We start from the raw sequence: 14,920 nt of genomic DNA, 5'->3' as shown, positions 1-14,920 counted from the left end.
GCGTCAAGAACGGCTACACCGAGGCCGCCAACCGCACCTTCATCTCCGCCGTCACCCGTGGTGGGAAGACCTACCTGCTCACCGAGATGTACGGACTCGACTCGTCGTGGCGTCCCCAGGCGGCGATGTACGACTGGGCCTTCGCCTACGGCGACAAGGTGGGGCCGGTGGGTGACCTCGTCGCGCCCGGCGCCGTCACCGCGCCGCCCACCCTCCTGTCGAGCACGACCTCGCCCGCCCTGACCGACCCGGGCGCGGCGGGCCCGCACACGCGGGCTGCGACGGCGGCGGCTGCGCTGCCCGGCGCGGAGCAGGACTCCGCGTCGATGGGCCGATGGGTGCGACCGTTCGCCGCGACGCTGGTGTTCCTCGCGCTGCTCGTCATGCTGCTCCGCGCACGAGCCCGACGGCGTTCGGTGAGGGCGCGCCGCGGCCGTTACCGCTGAGGTTCACCTCCGGCGAACCAGGCTCCGTATGCCGCGCCCGAGGGTGCCCAGCGCCATCGCACCGACCGCGCCCAGCACGGCACCGGCCGCCACACTGGTCCGGTCCGCGGCACGTTGGCCGAAGGTGGGAAGGCCTGCGTCGGTGCGCTCGCGGATGCTGTCCACCGGTTCGGGCGCAGGCCCCTCGGCGAGCTTTGCCTCCTGCCCGGGGCTGAGCTCCACGCCCCCGGCGGTGTCGAGGTCGTTGGCCGCCCAGGCCGCCGAGATGAGGATGACCCGTGACATGAGGTTCAGCCACACGAGCAGCCCCGCCACGAGGGCGAATCCGAGGTAGAGCTTGTTGTCGGTCGTGCTCGCGAGCAGCACCGAGCCGAACGTCTTGAGCACCGTCAGGCCGATCCCGCCGAAGACGGCGCCGTTGCGCAGGGCCTGCCACGGGAGCCGGATGCCCGACAGGAGGCGCAGCATGATCGCCACGAGACCGCCGTCGAGCGCGATCCCCACGACGAAGGCGACCACCGTGAGCACCCAGCCCTGACCTCCCAGGCCGACCAGGTCCGCGGCCCACGTCGCGGCTGCGCCGGCGATCGCCCCGACTCCGGCCGAGAGCAGGATGCCGACGCCCAGCAGCACGAGGACCCCGACGTCGCGCAGCTTGGCGAGGACCGGGTTGCCCGCTCCGCCCTGCACGCCGAAGATCGCCCGGATCCCGTCGCGCAGGGCGCCGAGCCATCCGGTCCCCGCCAGGACGAGGCCGACCACCGAGACGACTCCCTGGATCGACAGGGTCGCGCCGGTGGGCACGGTGACGTCGATGATGCCGTCGGGCTGAGCGTCGGTCTTGACGAAGCCGGGGAGCAGGTCGTTGATGGCGTTCTTGGTGTCGTCGAGCAGCTGCGGCTGGTTGCGCAGCACCAGTCCGAAGACCGTGAAGGCCAACAGCACGGCCGGGAAGATCGAGAAGAAGGCGAAGTACCCCACGCCACCGGCGAGCAGGTTGCCGCGGTGGTCGCCGTAGCGCTTCCAGGCCCGCCAGGCCTGGGTCTTCTGGGCGCGGGCCCACCAGCCCTTGACCGTCTGCACGTCAGCGCCCGTTCAGGGCGAACGACCGCACCGGTCGCCAGACGCCGTCGGCGCCGTGCTCGTAGAGGTGGAACTCGCCCACGTCGAAGGTGCACTCGAAGTCCGCCAGCTCGACGAACGCACGGTCGAGGTTGTCCTCGGAGACGTGGTGGGCGACCGTCACGTGGGGGTGGTAGTAGAAGTCGAGCTTGCGCTTGAGCGGGCCGCGTCGCACTGCCTTCTCGAGCAGCTCGCAGTCGGCGAGCCCTCCGGAGACCTGCACGAACACGACCGGCGAGATGGGCCGGAAGGTGCCGGTGCCACGCAACACCATCGGAAACGAACGCCCCTGCGTGGCAACGGCTTCCAGGTGCTCGACGACCGTCGACAGGTCGTCGCCCTCCACCTCGGTGGGCGGCAGGAGCGTCACATGGGTGGGGATGGACTCGGCGAGCGGGTCCCCGAAGGAGGCACGCTTGCCCTGGAGCATCTCCGCGTGCGGAGACGGGATGGCGATGGACACACCGATGGTGGGCACGACCGCGACCCTACCGAACGCTTTCGGCGGGCACCCTGCGACGAGTCGGCACCGGGTCAGCGGGCACTGGGAAGCAGCCCCACGGCCGCGCGCACCCGAGCCATCGTCGCCTGCGCCACCTCGCGCGCACGGTCGGCCCCGTCGGCCAGGATGCGGTCCAGCTCGGCCGGGTCGGCGAGCAGCTCGGACATCCGCGTCTGGAACGGCGTCAGCCGGTCGACCACCACGTCGGCGACCTCCTTCTTGAGGTCGCCGTAGCCACGGCCCGCGAACGACACGACGAGGTCGTCGATGGAGGTGCCCGAGAGCACGGAGTGGATGACGAGCAGGTTGGAGACACCGGGCTTGGCGTCCGGGTCGTAGCGCACCTCGCTGTCGGTGTCGGTGACGGCCGACCGGATGTTCTTGGTGATCTTGCCGGGGTCCTGCATGAGGTCGATGAGGCCCTTGGGTGAGGACCCGGTCTTGCTCATCTTGGCCGTGGGGTCCTGCAGGTCCATGATCTTCGCGGCGCCCTTGACGATGTAGGGGTCGGGCACCACGAGGGTTTCCCCGAAGCGGGCGTTGAACCGCTCGGCCAGGTCGCGGGTGATCTCGAGGTGCTGGCGCTGGTCCTCCCCGACCGGCACGTAGGCCGCGTCGTACATGAGGATGTCGGCGGCCATCAGCATCGGGTAGGTCAGCAGCCCGACGTTGGCGTTCTGGCCCTTGGCGACCTTGTCCTTGAACTGGGTCATCCGACGCGCCTCGCCGTCCCCGGTGAGGCAGTTCATCACCCAGCCGAGCTCGGCGTGCTCGGTGATGTGGCTCTGGCAGAACACCGCCGACCGCTTCGGGTCGACGCCACCGGCGATGAACTGGGCCGCCGTCGCCCGCGTGCGCTGGCGCAGCACCTCGGGGTCGGTGGGCACGGTCAGCGCGTGCAGGTCGGCCACGAAGTAGAAAGCGTCGAAGTCGTCCTGCAACGTGACCCAGTTGACCAGTGCCCCGAGGTAGTTGCCGAGGTGCAGGGAGTCGCTGGTCGGCTGCATCCCGGACAGGATCCGGGGCAGCACAGCGGGCGCGGACGTTTCAGGCATGCGCGCCATTCTGTCAGGTCAGGTGCAGGAGGAAACCTTGGGCGGGGACCAGCACCGGTAGGGCGAGACCGACCTGCCCCAGCGCCGCGCCGCTGACCCGGATCCCGTCGGAGAGGCCGTGCTCCCACCACTGCGGGCCACCGGCCTGCGTCACGGCGGGCAGGCCCGCCTCGTGCCGCACGCGCACGGTGTAGGTGCGGCTCGGGTCGAGCCCGGGCAGGGTGACCAGCCCCGGCGCCACCGACGGCCCGCTGTGGGTCCGCAGCACCGTGTATGCCGCCTGCTCCCCTCCCAGCGCGACGGTCCCGGTCACGAGCAGGCCCACCTCCTCGGGCAGGTCGGCGCGGACCAGGTCACCGGAGTGCAGCAGTGGTCGCAGCTCGCGGTAGAGCCCGGACCAGGCGGACAGGGCGTCGAGCTCCTCGGGCGTGCACGTCGTGATGTCCCACTCGAGTCCGGCGTGGCCCTGCAACGCGACCAGCATCCGGAAGGACAGGTCCAGCGTCCGGTGGGTCGTGTGGGCGGTCGCCGGGCCCACGTGCGTGCCCATGAGCTCGGCAGGCACGAGCAGCGACGTCCAGCGCTGGATCGCCGTGCGCTCGAGCGCGTCGTTGCAGTCACTGGTCCAGATCCGGTCGGTGCGGGCCAGGACGCCGAGGTCGACGCGGGCACCCCCACTGGAGCAGGACTCGATCTCGAGGTCGGGGTGGGTGGCGCGCAGCCGGCCGAGCAGGTCGTAGAAGGCCTGCGTCTGCGCGTGGACGGCAGGACGGTCGACGCCGCTGGCGTCCGTGTGCACGGCCTCGTGCAGGTCGCGGTTGTGGTCCCACTTGATGAAGTCGATGCCGAGCTCGCTCACCAGGGCGCTGATCTGGCCTTCGACGTGCGCTGCGGCGTGGGGGTTCGCGAGGTCGAGCACGTGCTGGTGGCGCGAGGGCCGTGGGTGCCCTGCCCGGGGGCCGATGACCCAGTCGGGATGGGCCCGCACCAGGTCGGAGTCGACGTTGACCATCTCGGGCTCGAACCACAGCCCGAACTCCATGCCGAGTCCCTTGACGTGCTCGACGAGGGGCTCCAGACCCTGTGGCCACATGTCCTGCGAGACGACCCAGTCCCCCAGGCCGCTGTGGTCGTCCCGCCGGCTGCCGAACCACCCGTCGTCCAGGACGAACCGCTCCACCCCGATCCGCGCTGCCGTGTCGGCCAGCTCCGTGAGGCGCTCGAGGTCGTGGTCGAAGTAGACCGCCTCCCAGGTGTTCAGGACGAGGGGGCGCGGTGCGTTGCTGTGGGTGGCTCTCGCCCGCTGGCTGCGGTGCAGCCGTCGCGACAGGCCGTCGAGACCGTCGACCGCGTGCACGAAGACGATCTCGGGGGCCGTGTAGGTCTCTCCCGGCGCGAGCCGCACCTCACCGGGCTCGAGGAGCTCGCCGCCGCCGAGGACGGCGGCATGCACACCAGCGCCCTCGGGCAGGCGCTCGGTGAGGTGTTCGTGGTTGCCGCTCCAGGCGACGTGGACCGACCAGACCTCACCGGTCCGGAAGCCGAAGCCGGCCGTCCCGACCGTCAGCAGCAGGGTCGCGTCGTGACCGGTGCGGCCACGACGGGAGGCGCGCAGGTGGGTGCCGTCCTGCAGCGTGGAGCGCTGGGGGGACCGCTCGCGGCACCAGCGGCCCGTGAGGTCGAGGACCTCGGTGGCCCTCGAGGGCAGCGGCAGCAGGGCCCGCAGGGCGCCCAGGTCGAGGGGCACGTCGGCGTCGTCCCCGCCCGAGCGGTTGGTCACCGACTGCGACACGCACAGGACGCCGTCGTCGTCGAGGGTGTGCCGCAGCCGCACCTCGGTCGCGCCGTCGCGAGCCGTCGTGACCAGGGACCGCGCGCCGTCCTGCTCGGTGGTCACCACCCAGCGGGGGGCAGCCGCGCCGCCGGCGCGGTGCGCGGCATACCCGGGGGTGCCGAGCCAGCCGTCGCCCGAGGTGGGCAGCACGGTCAGTGGCCACGGTTGGTCGAGGGCGTTGTGGGGCACCGGCCCCCCGACGATCCCGGCGAGCTCGGCAGCGACGCCGTCGGGCAGGTCGGCGCCCCAGTGGAGCACTCTCGGCAGACCCTCGTCGGGGATCTCGTAGACCAGGCACGTGCCGGCGGACCGGAGGACTGCGGTCTGCGAGGTCATCCCTTGGTGGCTCCCAGCGTCAGGCCTGCGACGAACTGCTTCTGAAGCAGGAAGAAGATGATCAGGGTGGGCAATGCTATGACGACCGAGCCGGCGGCGACGAGGTTGTTGTCGGTGAAGAACTGCCCCCGCAGGTTGTTGATCGAGCTGGTCACGGGGAACTTGTCACCGGACTGCAGGAGCACGGTCGCCCAGAAGAACTCGTTGTAGATCCAGGTGACCTCGAGCGTCGCCAGCGCGGCGAGCGGGGGTCGGCACAGCGGCAGCGTGAGCTGGAAGAACTGACGCAGCACGCCGGCACCGTCGACCACTGCCGACTCGTAGAGCTCGCGGGGCAGGGTCTTCATGTAGTTGGACAGGACGAACGTGCAGAAGCCCGTCTGGAAGGCCACGTTGACGAGGATCAGTCCCCAGTACGAGTTGAGCAGGGTGCCCGACTCGCTGAACCAGAACGGCACCTCGATCGCCCGGAACATGCGGTAGACCGGGATGAGCAGGGCCTGCGGCGGCAGCAGGTTCGCCGCGGTGAACAGTCCGAGCAGCGCGAGGTTGAACTTGAACGAGAACCTCGCGACGACGAAGGCCACGCAGCAGGACAGGAACAAGGTCAGCAGCACGGCCGGCACGGTGATGTAGGCCGAGTTCAGCATCGTGTGGGAGAAGTTCGCCTGCTCCCACGCGTTCTTGTAGTTGGCCAGGGTGAAGCCGCCGAAGGAGAGGTAGCCGTTCTTCGCGGTGTAGGCGTAGTCACGGAAGCTGTTGAGCACCGCGTAGCCGACGGGGAAGATCCAGATCAGCGCCACCACGGCCAGGAACACCTGGATGACCCGGTTGCCCTTCTTGGTGCCGACGCCCTGCGCACGCTTGCTCGTGAGCGGGTTCCGACTCCTCGGGACCACTACATCGACGATGTCGCTCATCGCTGCTCCCTCATGACGATACGTAGGTACAGGACGATGAAGATCGAGGAGATGATGAGCATGAAGGTGGCCAGCGCCGAGCCGAAGCCGATGCGGCTGGCCTCACCGACGATGTTGGTCGTCACCAGCGTCGAGATCAGCTCGAGCCCGTTGCGCCCCTTGTTGATGACCCACACCAGGTCGAAGGCGCGCAGGGACTCGATCACCGTGACGACGAGCACGATGATGTTGATCGGGAACATCACCGGGAAGACCACCTTGAAGAAGGTCTGCCGCTCGCTGGCACCGTCGACCTTGGCCGCCTCACGCAGCGTCGGGTCGACGCCCTTCAGGCCCGCCAGGTAGAGCAGCATGATGTAGCCGACATGCCGCCAGCTGGACGCGATCAGGGCAGCCCACAGGTTGTAGCGCTGGTCGCCGTACCAGTCGATGCTGCCACCGGTGATCTGGTTGATGAAGCCCTGGTCGCGGCTGTAGATCAGCTGCCAGATGAAGCCCACGAGGGCGAGCGACAGCACGACCGGGAGGTAGATGGCGGTCTGGTAGACACGGGAACCACGCACCTCCCGGTCGAGCAGGACTGCGAGGAACATCCCGATGGGCGTGGCGATGAGGAACATCACGGCGAGCCAGATCAGGTTGTGCTGCAACGCCGGGATGAACGGCGGGTAGATCGTGAGCACGTCCTTGTAGTTCCTCAGCCCCACGGACTTGGCCGAGGTGATCGGGCCGATCCCGTCCCAGTTGGTGAAGGAGAGCAGGACCGACCCGATCGCCGGCACCACGACGAGCCAGAGCACCAGCAGCGTCGGGACCCCGATCATCAGGGACACCACGACCCGGTCGACCGGACTGAGGTGGTCGATCCCCTTGTACTTCGAACGTCTGGCCATGGGTGCTCCTCGGTTGCGGTTGCGTCGGCGTCGTCGCGGTCAGCTCGCGAAGATGCTCTGCTTCTGCTTCTCGATGTTGTTGACCAGGCCGTCGATGTCCTTGGGGTTCTTGAGGAAGGACTGGATGGCGGGGATCATCACCGTGGAGGCGAAGTCGGGGCGGGTGTCGCGGTCCATGAACTGGGCGATCGACTTGGCCTGCGAGACGAACTCCACCGACTTCTTCTGCAGCGAGGTGTAGGCCGCCTGGTCCGCCTGGTCGTTCGTCGCGATGACGCTCGGGTCGGCCTTGACGACGATGTTCTGCGCCGCTGCGGAGCCGACGTAGCCGAGCAGCTTCTTGGCACCGGCCTTGTTCTTCGGACGCTTGGCCATCATGTAGCCGTCGATGGGCGCCTCGATGGCGTCGGCACCGATGGTGGAGTCGACCTCGGGGAAGTTGAAGAAACTGAGGTCCTCCTGCTCCGCCCCCTTCTCGAACTGCTGGGCCAGGAAGGAGCCGAGGACGTACGTTCCGGCCTTCTTCTGCTGGAGGGCCTGGGCGGCCTCCTGCCAGGTGCGACCGAGGGAGTCGGGCTGGTGCAGGTCGAGCAGGCCGGCCCAGGTGTCGAAGACGGCCTTGACCTTGGGGCTGTTCCAGGCTTCCTTGCCGGCCATGAGGTTGACGTGGAAGTCGAAGCCGTTGACCCGCATGTTGAGCTGGTCGAAGGTGCCCATCGCGGGCCAGCCGTCCTTGTCGCCGAACGCGATCGGGACCAGGCCGTCCTTCTTCATCTGCGCACCGAGGGCCTTGAACTCGTCGAGGGTCTTGGGCTCCTGGTAGCCGAACTTGGAGAAGACGCTCTTGCGGTAGAAGACGGCCCACGGGTAGTACGTCGACGGCACGAAGTACTGCTTGCCGTCGTCGCCGGTCGAGGCCTTCTTCAGGGCGTCCGTCATCCCGGCCCCGGACAGGTCCTTCCACACGTCGGTGACGTCGCCGGCCAGGCCCTTCGAGGCGAAGAACCGCATGCGGTAGCCGGAGAACCACATCCAGACGTCGTCGGGCGACCCCTGGAGGTAGTTGTTGATGTTCTCCTGGAAGGAGTTGTGGTCGATCGTGTTGACCTTGGCGGTCAGGCCGGCGTTCGCCTTCTGGAAGGCGTCCATGACGGCCTGGATCGCAGCCTTCGGCACGGCGTCGGACTGGTTGGAGCCCACCGACACGGTGCCGGTCGCGGCGCCGCCACTCGTGCCTCCGTCGCCACCGCAGGCAGCGAGCAGTGAGGGAGCGGCCAGGAGGGTGCCGGCGCCGAGGGCGCCGCGCAGCAGGGTCCGACGGCTCACGCCACGGACAGAGGCAGGGACGAGGCTGGCGAGGTACTCGGCCTCTGAGGTCGGGCGGGTCATTTCGGGTCTCCTTTGACACGGGACTGACGCGGGTTGAACCGGCGGGCGACCGAATTCGTCAACTGACAGTTTCGATCAAAAACCACCAACAACACCCGAGGATGATGGTCTCGGCCACCCCTGTCAAGACCTTCGCCCTGCCAAGTTCATCTGGCGGACACGGTGCGGGATTCGCTCAACCGCGCGGCATACGCTCAACGTGGGACCACGGATCGGGGTGCCACGACGGCAGGGTATCAACATGTTGATTTTTGTTGACATGGCTTCCTGCATGGCACCAAACTGTCGCGCATGCGTTCATGGCCGAACCGTCGGATCGCCCTGGGTGGCGACTACAACCCCGAGCAGTGGCCGCGTGAGGTCTGGTCCGAGGACATGGAGCTCATGCGCGAGTCGGGGGTCTCCTTCGTCACGCTGGGGGTCTTCTCCTGGTCGTGGCTCGAGCCCGCCAAGGGCGAGTACGACTTCGCCTGGCTCGACGACATCATGGGTCTGCTCCATGCCAACGACATCGCCGTCGACCTGGCCACGGCGACTGCCACCCCTCCTCCGTGGCTGTCCGCCGCGCACCCGGAGATCCTCCCGGTCGACCACGACGGTCACACGCTGTGGCCGGGCAGCCGCCAGGCGTGGTGCCCGAGCTCGCCCGTCTACCGCGACTACGCGCTCGCCCTGACGACGCAGCTCGCCCAGCGGTACCACGAGCACCCTGCCCTGGCCATGTGGCACGTCTCGAACGAGTACGCCTGCCACAACATCCCCTGCTACTGCGACACCTGCGCCGCCGGCTTCCGGGTGTGGCTGCAGCACCGTCACGAGACCCTCGAGCGCCTCAACGACGCCTGGGGGACGGCGTTCTGGAGCCAGCGCTACACCGACTGGCAGCAGGTCCTGCCGCCTCGGCTGACCACGACGTTCGGCAACCCCACGCACGTGCTGGACTACAAGCGGTTCCAGTCCGACACCCTGCTCGACTTCCACCGCAGCGAGAAGGCGATCCTCGCCGACCTGTCCCCGGGCGTCCCGGTGACCACGAACTTCATGACGCTGGCACACTTCGACCACCTCGACTACCACCAGTGGGCGGCCGAGCAGGACGTCATCAGCACGGACCACTACGTCGTGAACACCCTCGAGCACCCGAGGGCGGAGCTGGCCTTCAGCGGCGACCTCACCCGCGGCCTCGCAGGTGGCGCGCCGTGGATGCTCATGGAGCACTCGACGAGTGCGGTCAACTGGCAGCCGGTCAACCCGGCCAAGGCGCCCGGACAGACCCTGCGGGACAGCCTGGCCCACGTGGCGCGTGGCGCCGACACCCTCGGCTTCTTCCAGTGGCGGCAGTCGCTCTCCGGATCCGAGAAGTTCCACTCGGCGCTCGTCCCGCACGCTGGTCGTGACAGCGAGCGGTTCCGCGAGGTGGTCGAGCTCGGCCAGGTGGCCCAGCGGCTCGGCGAGCTGCTCGGGTCGCGGGTCGAGTCCGACGTCGCCATCCTGTGGGACTACCAGGCCCAGTGGGCCGCGTCCGGACCCGCCATGCCGTCGAGCGAGCTCGGCTACGCGACGACCGCGCATGCGATCCACCGGCTGCTGCGGGACCGCGGCGTCACCGCCGACGTCGTGCACCCGAGCGCCGACCTCACGGCATACACGGTGGTCGTCGTCCCCACGCTCTATCTCGTCAGTGACGACCACGCGGCCGCCGTGGCGGCGGCGGCGGAGGCCGGGGCCCAGGTGCTGGTGACCTTCTTCTCCGGTATCAGCGACGAGAACGACCACGTCCGGCTGGGCGGCTACCCCGGTGCGTTCCGCGACCTGCTCGGGGTGCGTGTCGAGGAGTTCTTCCCCCTCATGGACGGTGACGAGGTGTCCGTGGGCAGGGGCACCGGTCGGCGGTGGAGCGAGGACGTCACCGCCGTCGACGCCGAGGTGCTCGACAGGTACGCCGACGGACCGCTCGCGGGACGCCCAGCCGTCACCCGCCGTGACGTCGGGTCGGGTGCGGCGTGGTACCTCAGCACCCTGCTCGACGACGCTGCCCTGGGAACCCTGCTGGACTCCGTGATCGGCGCCGCCGGCGTCGCCCCGGCGGCGGACGTGCCGGTCGGTGTCGAGGCGGTCCGGCGCACCGGCAATGATGGGTCCTGGCTGTTCCTCGTCAACGACACCGACAGGGAGCAGCACGTCGCCGTGACCGGTCACGACCTGGTTGCCGACCGTCCGTTCGGACCGGACACCGCTCTGGCCGCGGGTGCGGTCGCCGTCATCAGGGAGGACTAGTGCTCGCCAGCCAGCGCCGTGCCACGATCCTCGGCCTCGTCGAGGACAGCGGCGCCGTGCGGGTGTCCGAGCTCGTCGACCAGCTCGGCGTCTCGGACATGACCGTGCGCCGCGACATCGAGCAGCTCGCGACCGAGGGCCTGGTCGAGCGCGTCCACGGCGGCGCCCTGGCCATGGGTCGGCGAAGCAGCGAGGAGCCCGGGTTCACCGCGAAGTCCTCGCTCATGCGGGCGCAGAAGTACGCCATCGCCCAGACCGCGGCCCAGCTCGTCGAGCCCGGGGCCGCGATCGGCATCTCCGCCGGGACGACGACCTACGAGTTCGCCCGCGCCGTCCGGCACGTCCCGGACCTCACGGTCGTCACGAACTCCGTCCCGGTCGCGCAGCTCCTGCACGAGTCGGGCACGCCCGGCCAGACGGTGGTGCTCACCGGCGGGGTGCGCACGCCGTCCGACGCGCTCGTCGGGCCCGTCGCGGTCGCCGCGCTGCGCATGCTCCACGTCGACCGGCTCTTCCTCGGCGTGCACGGCATGGACGCGCGGGCAGGCCTCACCACCCCCAACCTCGTCGAGGCCGAGACCAACCAGGCCCTCGTCGACACGGCTCGCCGGATCTGCGTCCTCGCCGACCACACGAAGTGGGGCACCGTCGGCCTGAGCACCATCATCCCGTTGTCCGCGGTGGACCTGTTGGTGACGGACCCGGGACTCACCCCTCGGGCACGCAAGGCCGTCACGGATGCCGGGGTGGAGATGATCCTGGCCACCCCTGCCACGACGAGGACGCCGCGTTCGGAGAGGAACCACGCATGACCGCGCGGCGCACCAGCCGTCAGCTCGCCGACGGCCGCGAGATCATCTACTACGACGACTCCCCCGAGGCGCCGGAACGCACCGCCGAGGACACCCGGCCGCTCGGCGAGCGGGCCGCATCGGGCGAGATCCGGCACGACGCCCTCGTCGGCGACTGGGTCGCCGTGGCCGGGCACCGCAGCAACCGCACCTTCCTCCCCCCGAAGGACGAGTGCCCCCTGTGCCCCAGCGGGGCGGGCAGCGTCCCCTCGGAGGTGCCCGAGGCGACCTACGACGTGGTGGTCTTCGAGAACCGGTTTCCCTCGTACTCACCCGTCTCCGCAGCCGGTGACGGGAGCGCCGGCGACGGCCAGGGAGATGGCGACCTCCTCCAGAGCCGGCCCGCGCTCGGCCGCTGCGAGGTCGTCTGCTTCACCAGCGACCACGAGTCGACGTTCGCCGACCTCACCCCTGAGCGCGCCCGCACCGTCATCGACGCGTGGGCGGACCGCACGGCGCGGCTGGGTGCGGTTCCTGACATCGAGCACGTCTTCTGCTTCGAGAACCGCGGCCAGCAGATCGGCGTCACGCTGAACCACCCGCACGGCCAGATCTATGCGTATCCCTATGTGCCACAACGATCTGCCGCCATCCTGGCGCAGGCGACCGCGCACCACGCCCGCACCGGTCGCCTCCTCGGGGCCGACATCCTGACGGCCGAGCTGGAGGCGAAGGAGAGGGTGGTGATCGACACCGAGCACTGGACGGCTTACGTGCCGTTTGCCGCGCGGTGGCCCGTGGAGGTGCACCTCGCACCCCGCCGCGACGTGCCGGACCTCCCGTCACTGACCGGTGCCGAACGCGACGACCTCGCCCACGTCTACCTCGACCTCATGCAGCGCCTGGACCGCTACTACGTCGCCAAGGACGGCAGCCAGATCCGGCTGCCCTACATCGCCGGCTGGCACCAGGCCCCCACCCGCCAGGGACGCGACGTGTCGCGCCTGCACCTCCAGGTGATGTCGGTCCTTCGCTCGCCCAAGAAGCTCAAGTACCTCGCAGGGTCGGAGTCGGGCGTCGGCGGCTGGGTCAACGACGTGCCTCCGGAACAGATCGCCGCCCGACTGCGCGAGGTCGCCCCGTCCGAGGTCACACGGTGACGGCCGACGCCGCAGCCGAGCTGTTCCGCACCACGTTCGGCTCCGACCCCGCAGGCGTGTGGTCCGCGCCCGGCAGGGTCAACCTGATCGGGGAACACACCGACTACAACAGCGGCCTCTGCCTGCCGATCGCACTGCCGCAGCGGACGTTCGCGGCCGCCCGCCGACGCGACGACGACGCGGTGCGCATCGTGTCGGCGCAGGCCGACGGCGTCGTGGAGGTGACCCTCGCCGACGTGGCCCCCGGCCACCCGGGCGGGTGGGCGGCCTACGTCGCCGGGGTGCTGTGGGCACTGCGCAAGGCGGGGTATGCCGTGACCGGCCTCGACGTGGCCGTGGACGGCCGCGTGCCGCTGGGTGCCGGGCTGTCCAGCTCGGCGGCCCTGGAGTGCGCAGTGGGGGCCGCGGCGTCGGACCTGTTCGACCTGGGCCTGCTGTCCGGCGACAGCGGCCGGACCACACTGGCGGCGGCCTGCGTGGACGCGGAGAACACCATCGCCCTGGCGCCGACCGGCGGCATGGACCAGTCCGCCGCGCTGCTCGCGCGGGCCGGTCACGCCCTGCTGCTGGACTGCCGGGACGGGCACACCGAGCAGGTGCCGTTCGACCTGTCGGCGCACGGACTCGTCCTGCTCGTGGTCGACACCCGTGCGGAGCACGCGCTGGTCGACGGCCAGTACGCCGAGCGGCGCACGTCCTGCGAGGCGGCCGCCCGCGAGCTCGGGGTCCCGAGCCTGCGCGAGGTGTCGGCCGACGACCTCGAGGAGCGGCTGTCCGCGCTCTCCTCCGACCTGCTGCGCCGACGGGCACGTCACATCGTCACCGAGATCGCGCGCGTCGAGGAGGCCGCGGCTGCCTTGCGCAGCAACGACTTCCGAGCGGTGGGCGAGCTCTTCCTGGCCTCGCACACCTCGATGCGCGACGACTTCGAGATCTCCGTGGCGGAGCTCGACACGGCGGTGGAGTCGGCGGTCGGCGCGGGCGCGCTCGGCGCGCGGATGACCGGCGGTGGCTTCGGGGGTTCGGCCATCGCACTGGTTGCCGCAGACGGAGCCGGGGCCGTTCAGTCCGCGGTGGAGGACGCCTTCACTGCCAAGGGTTTCCGCGCCCCTGACTGCTTCACGGTCACAGCCTCGGCGAGCGCGGCCCGCGACACCTGACCTCGGTCAGCTTGCGCACCTCGGTCAGTGGGCGCCCACCTGGACGACGTCGTAGTCGGTGCCCCGCGGCGCCGGCGCCCCGAGCGGCGGCGGGAACCCCAGGTCGAACCGGGCGTTGACGGCGACGAGCCGGTCGCCCTGCAGTGCCATGGTGGTCGGGATCCGGAACAGTCCCCCGGCCGCGTCGTTGTCGATCACCCGCGCCACAGTCCCTGCGGAGAGGTCACTGGAGAGGTCCAGCTCCACGATCCGGTTGGCGAAGTTCTCGACGACCCACAGGGTCCGGCCGCGCAGCAGGATCCCGTCGGACACGCCGGGCGGCACGGCCCCCTGCGGCAGGTCGATCGCGCTGCTGACACCCGAGACCGGGTCCACCGTGTACATGCCACCGAGGATCGTGTGGCCCACGACGAGCACGTTGCCGGACTCCGTCGCGTCGATGCCGTTGAGGCCGGGGAAGCCGAGGTTCGCACCGGCTGGCCCGGTGACCGCCAGCGCGCGCGGTGCTCCGACGGCCCCGCTCGGCGACAGCGGCACGATGAACAGCCGGGGTGAGAACGAGTCGGTGACGAAGACGCCCCCGGGGGTCACCACCAGGTCGTTGAGCAGGACCGTGCCCGGGGGCGCGACTGCAACGTCCGCAAGCGTGCGACCGCTCCCGGTGTCGTAGGCGAACACCCTGCCGCTCAGCCCGCCGGCGACCCAGAGCCGGTCGCCCTCGACCTTCATGCCGGCTGCCTGCATCCCCGGTGGGGTGTCGGCCGGGTTCGCCCCCTGGCCGGCCGGTGGGCGGTCCACCAGGATCCGCCCCGCACCGGTGCGCAGGTCACCGGTGTAGATGTCGCCGTCCCAGAGGGAGCCGGCGTAGAAGGTGTTCCCCCCACCGACGGCGACTCCCTCCGGCGCGAAGTCGCGGGGCAGGTCGATGGAGGAGGGGAACGGAGGCGCCGCGGCCCCGAGGCTGAGGCAGGCGGCGGCGAGCAGGGCGGCAACGGCGGACTTGTGGTTCATGACGACCTCTTCCGTGGGAGTCCC

Annotated in this window: 12 protein-coding genes and 1 pseudogene; 5 read left to right on the top strand and 8 right to left on the bottom strand. The window is 70.1% G+C overall.

Annotation, left to right across the window (positions count from 1 at the left end; genetic code table 11):
- Positions 1-446 (top strand): annotated as a pseudogene (locus AC1DVZ_RS01390) (hypothetical protein); the annotation flags it as partial.
- A 3-nt stretch (positions 447-449) separates the two neighbouring features.
- Here the strand turns inward: AC1DVZ_RS01390 and AC1DVZ_RS01385 are convergent.
- The 7 genes from AC1DVZ_RS01385 to AC1DVZ_RS01355 are packed head-to-tail and all read right to left on the bottom strand — an operon-like array spanning position 450 to position 8,497.
- Positions 450-1,529: a YihY/virulence factor BrkB family protein gene (locus AC1DVZ_RS01385; protein ID WP_477616391.1), complete on the bottom strand. Its 1,080-nt coding sequence runs from the start codon at positions 1,527-1,529 to the stop codon at positions 450-452.
- A gap of 1 nt (position 1,530) precedes the next feature.
- Complete coding sequence (locus AC1DVZ_RS01380; protein WP_477616390.1) at positions 1,531-2,046, bottom strand: 2'-5' RNA ligase family protein; 516 nt, start codon at positions 2,044-2,046, stop codon at positions 1,531-1,533.
- Between the two features lie 56 nt (positions 2,047-2,102).
- Positions 2,103-3,125, bottom strand: coding sequence for a tryptophan--tRNA ligase (gene trpS, locus AC1DVZ_RS01375; protein WP_477616389.1), 1,023 nt, complete (start codon positions 3,123-3,125; stop codon positions 2,103-2,105).
- A 13-nt stretch (positions 3,126-3,138) separates the two neighbouring features.
- Entirely contained in the window at positions 3,139-5,295 is a 2,157-nt protein-coding gene (locus AC1DVZ_RS01370) for an alpha-galactosidase (protein WP_477616388.1), read from the bottom strand.
- A complete protein-coding gene (locus AC1DVZ_RS01365) occupies positions 5,292-6,215 on the bottom strand; it encodes a carbohydrate ABC transporter permease (protein ID WP_477616387.1) in 924 nt (307 codons plus the stop codon). Before AC1DVZ_RS01365 ends, AC1DVZ_RS01370 begins: the two co-directional genes overlap by 4 nt.
- On the bottom strand, positions 6,212-7,108 hold the full coding sequence (locus tag AC1DVZ_RS01360; protein WP_477616386.1) for a carbohydrate ABC transporter permease: 897 nt from the start codon (positions 7,106-7,108) through the stop codon (positions 6,212-6,214). The genes AC1DVZ_RS01365 and AC1DVZ_RS01360 overlap by 4 nt, the downstream gene beginning before the upstream one ends.
- Positions 7,109-7,147: 39 nt before the next feature.
- Positions 7,148-8,497 (bottom strand): ABC transporter substrate-binding protein, encoded by a 1,350-nt coding sequence (locus AC1DVZ_RS01355; RefSeq protein WP_477616385.1) that lies wholly within the window; start codon positions 8,495-8,497, stop codon positions 7,148-7,150.
- A 291-nt stretch (positions 8,498-8,788) separates the two neighbouring features.
- Between AC1DVZ_RS01355 and AC1DVZ_RS01350 the strand changes: the two genes are divergently transcribed.
- Genes AC1DVZ_RS01350 through galK form a run of 4 tightly spaced genes read left to right on the top strand, consistent with a single transcriptional unit; the run spans position 8,789 to position 13,885 of the window.
- Positions 8,789-10,774, top strand: a complete 1,986-nt coding sequence (locus AC1DVZ_RS01350) for a beta-galactosidase (RefSeq protein WP_477616384.1) — start codon at positions 8,789-8,791, stop codon at positions 10,772-10,774.
- Positions 10,774-11,586: a DeoR/GlpR family DNA-binding transcription regulator gene (locus AC1DVZ_RS01345; protein ID WP_477616383.1), complete on the top strand. Its 813-nt coding sequence runs from the start codon at positions 10,774-10,776 to the stop codon at positions 11,584-11,586. Before AC1DVZ_RS01350 ends, AC1DVZ_RS01345 begins: the two co-directional genes overlap by 1 nt.
- On the top strand, positions 11,583-12,725 hold the full coding sequence (gene galT, locus AC1DVZ_RS01340) for a galactose-1-phosphate uridylyltransferase (RefSeq protein WP_477616382.1): 1,143 nt from the start codon (positions 11,583-11,585) through the stop codon (positions 12,723-12,725). The genes AC1DVZ_RS01345 and galT overlap by 4 nt, the downstream gene beginning before the upstream one ends.
- The gene (gene galK, locus AC1DVZ_RS01335) at positions 12,722-13,885 is read left to right on the top strand and encodes a galactokinase (RefSeq protein WP_477616381.1); all 1,164 of its coding nucleotides are present in this window, start codon (positions 12,722-12,724) and stop codon (positions 13,883-13,885) included. The genes galT and galK overlap by 4 nt, the downstream gene beginning before the upstream one ends.
- A 24-nt stretch (positions 13,886-13,909) precedes the next feature.
- Here galK and AC1DVZ_RS01330 read toward each other — a convergent pair whose 3' ends face one another.
- A complete protein-coding gene (locus AC1DVZ_RS01330) occupies positions 13,910-14,896 on the bottom strand; it encodes an SMP-30/gluconolactonase/LRE family protein (protein WP_477616380.1) in 987 nt (328 codons plus the stop codon).
- Positions 14,897-14,920: the final 24 nt, after the last annotated feature.

Source organism: Pedococcus sp. P2_E5 (assembly GCF_056403895.1).
The sequence above is the reverse complement of the archived record's forward strand: the minus strand, read 5'-3'. Positions and strand labels throughout refer to the sequence as shown.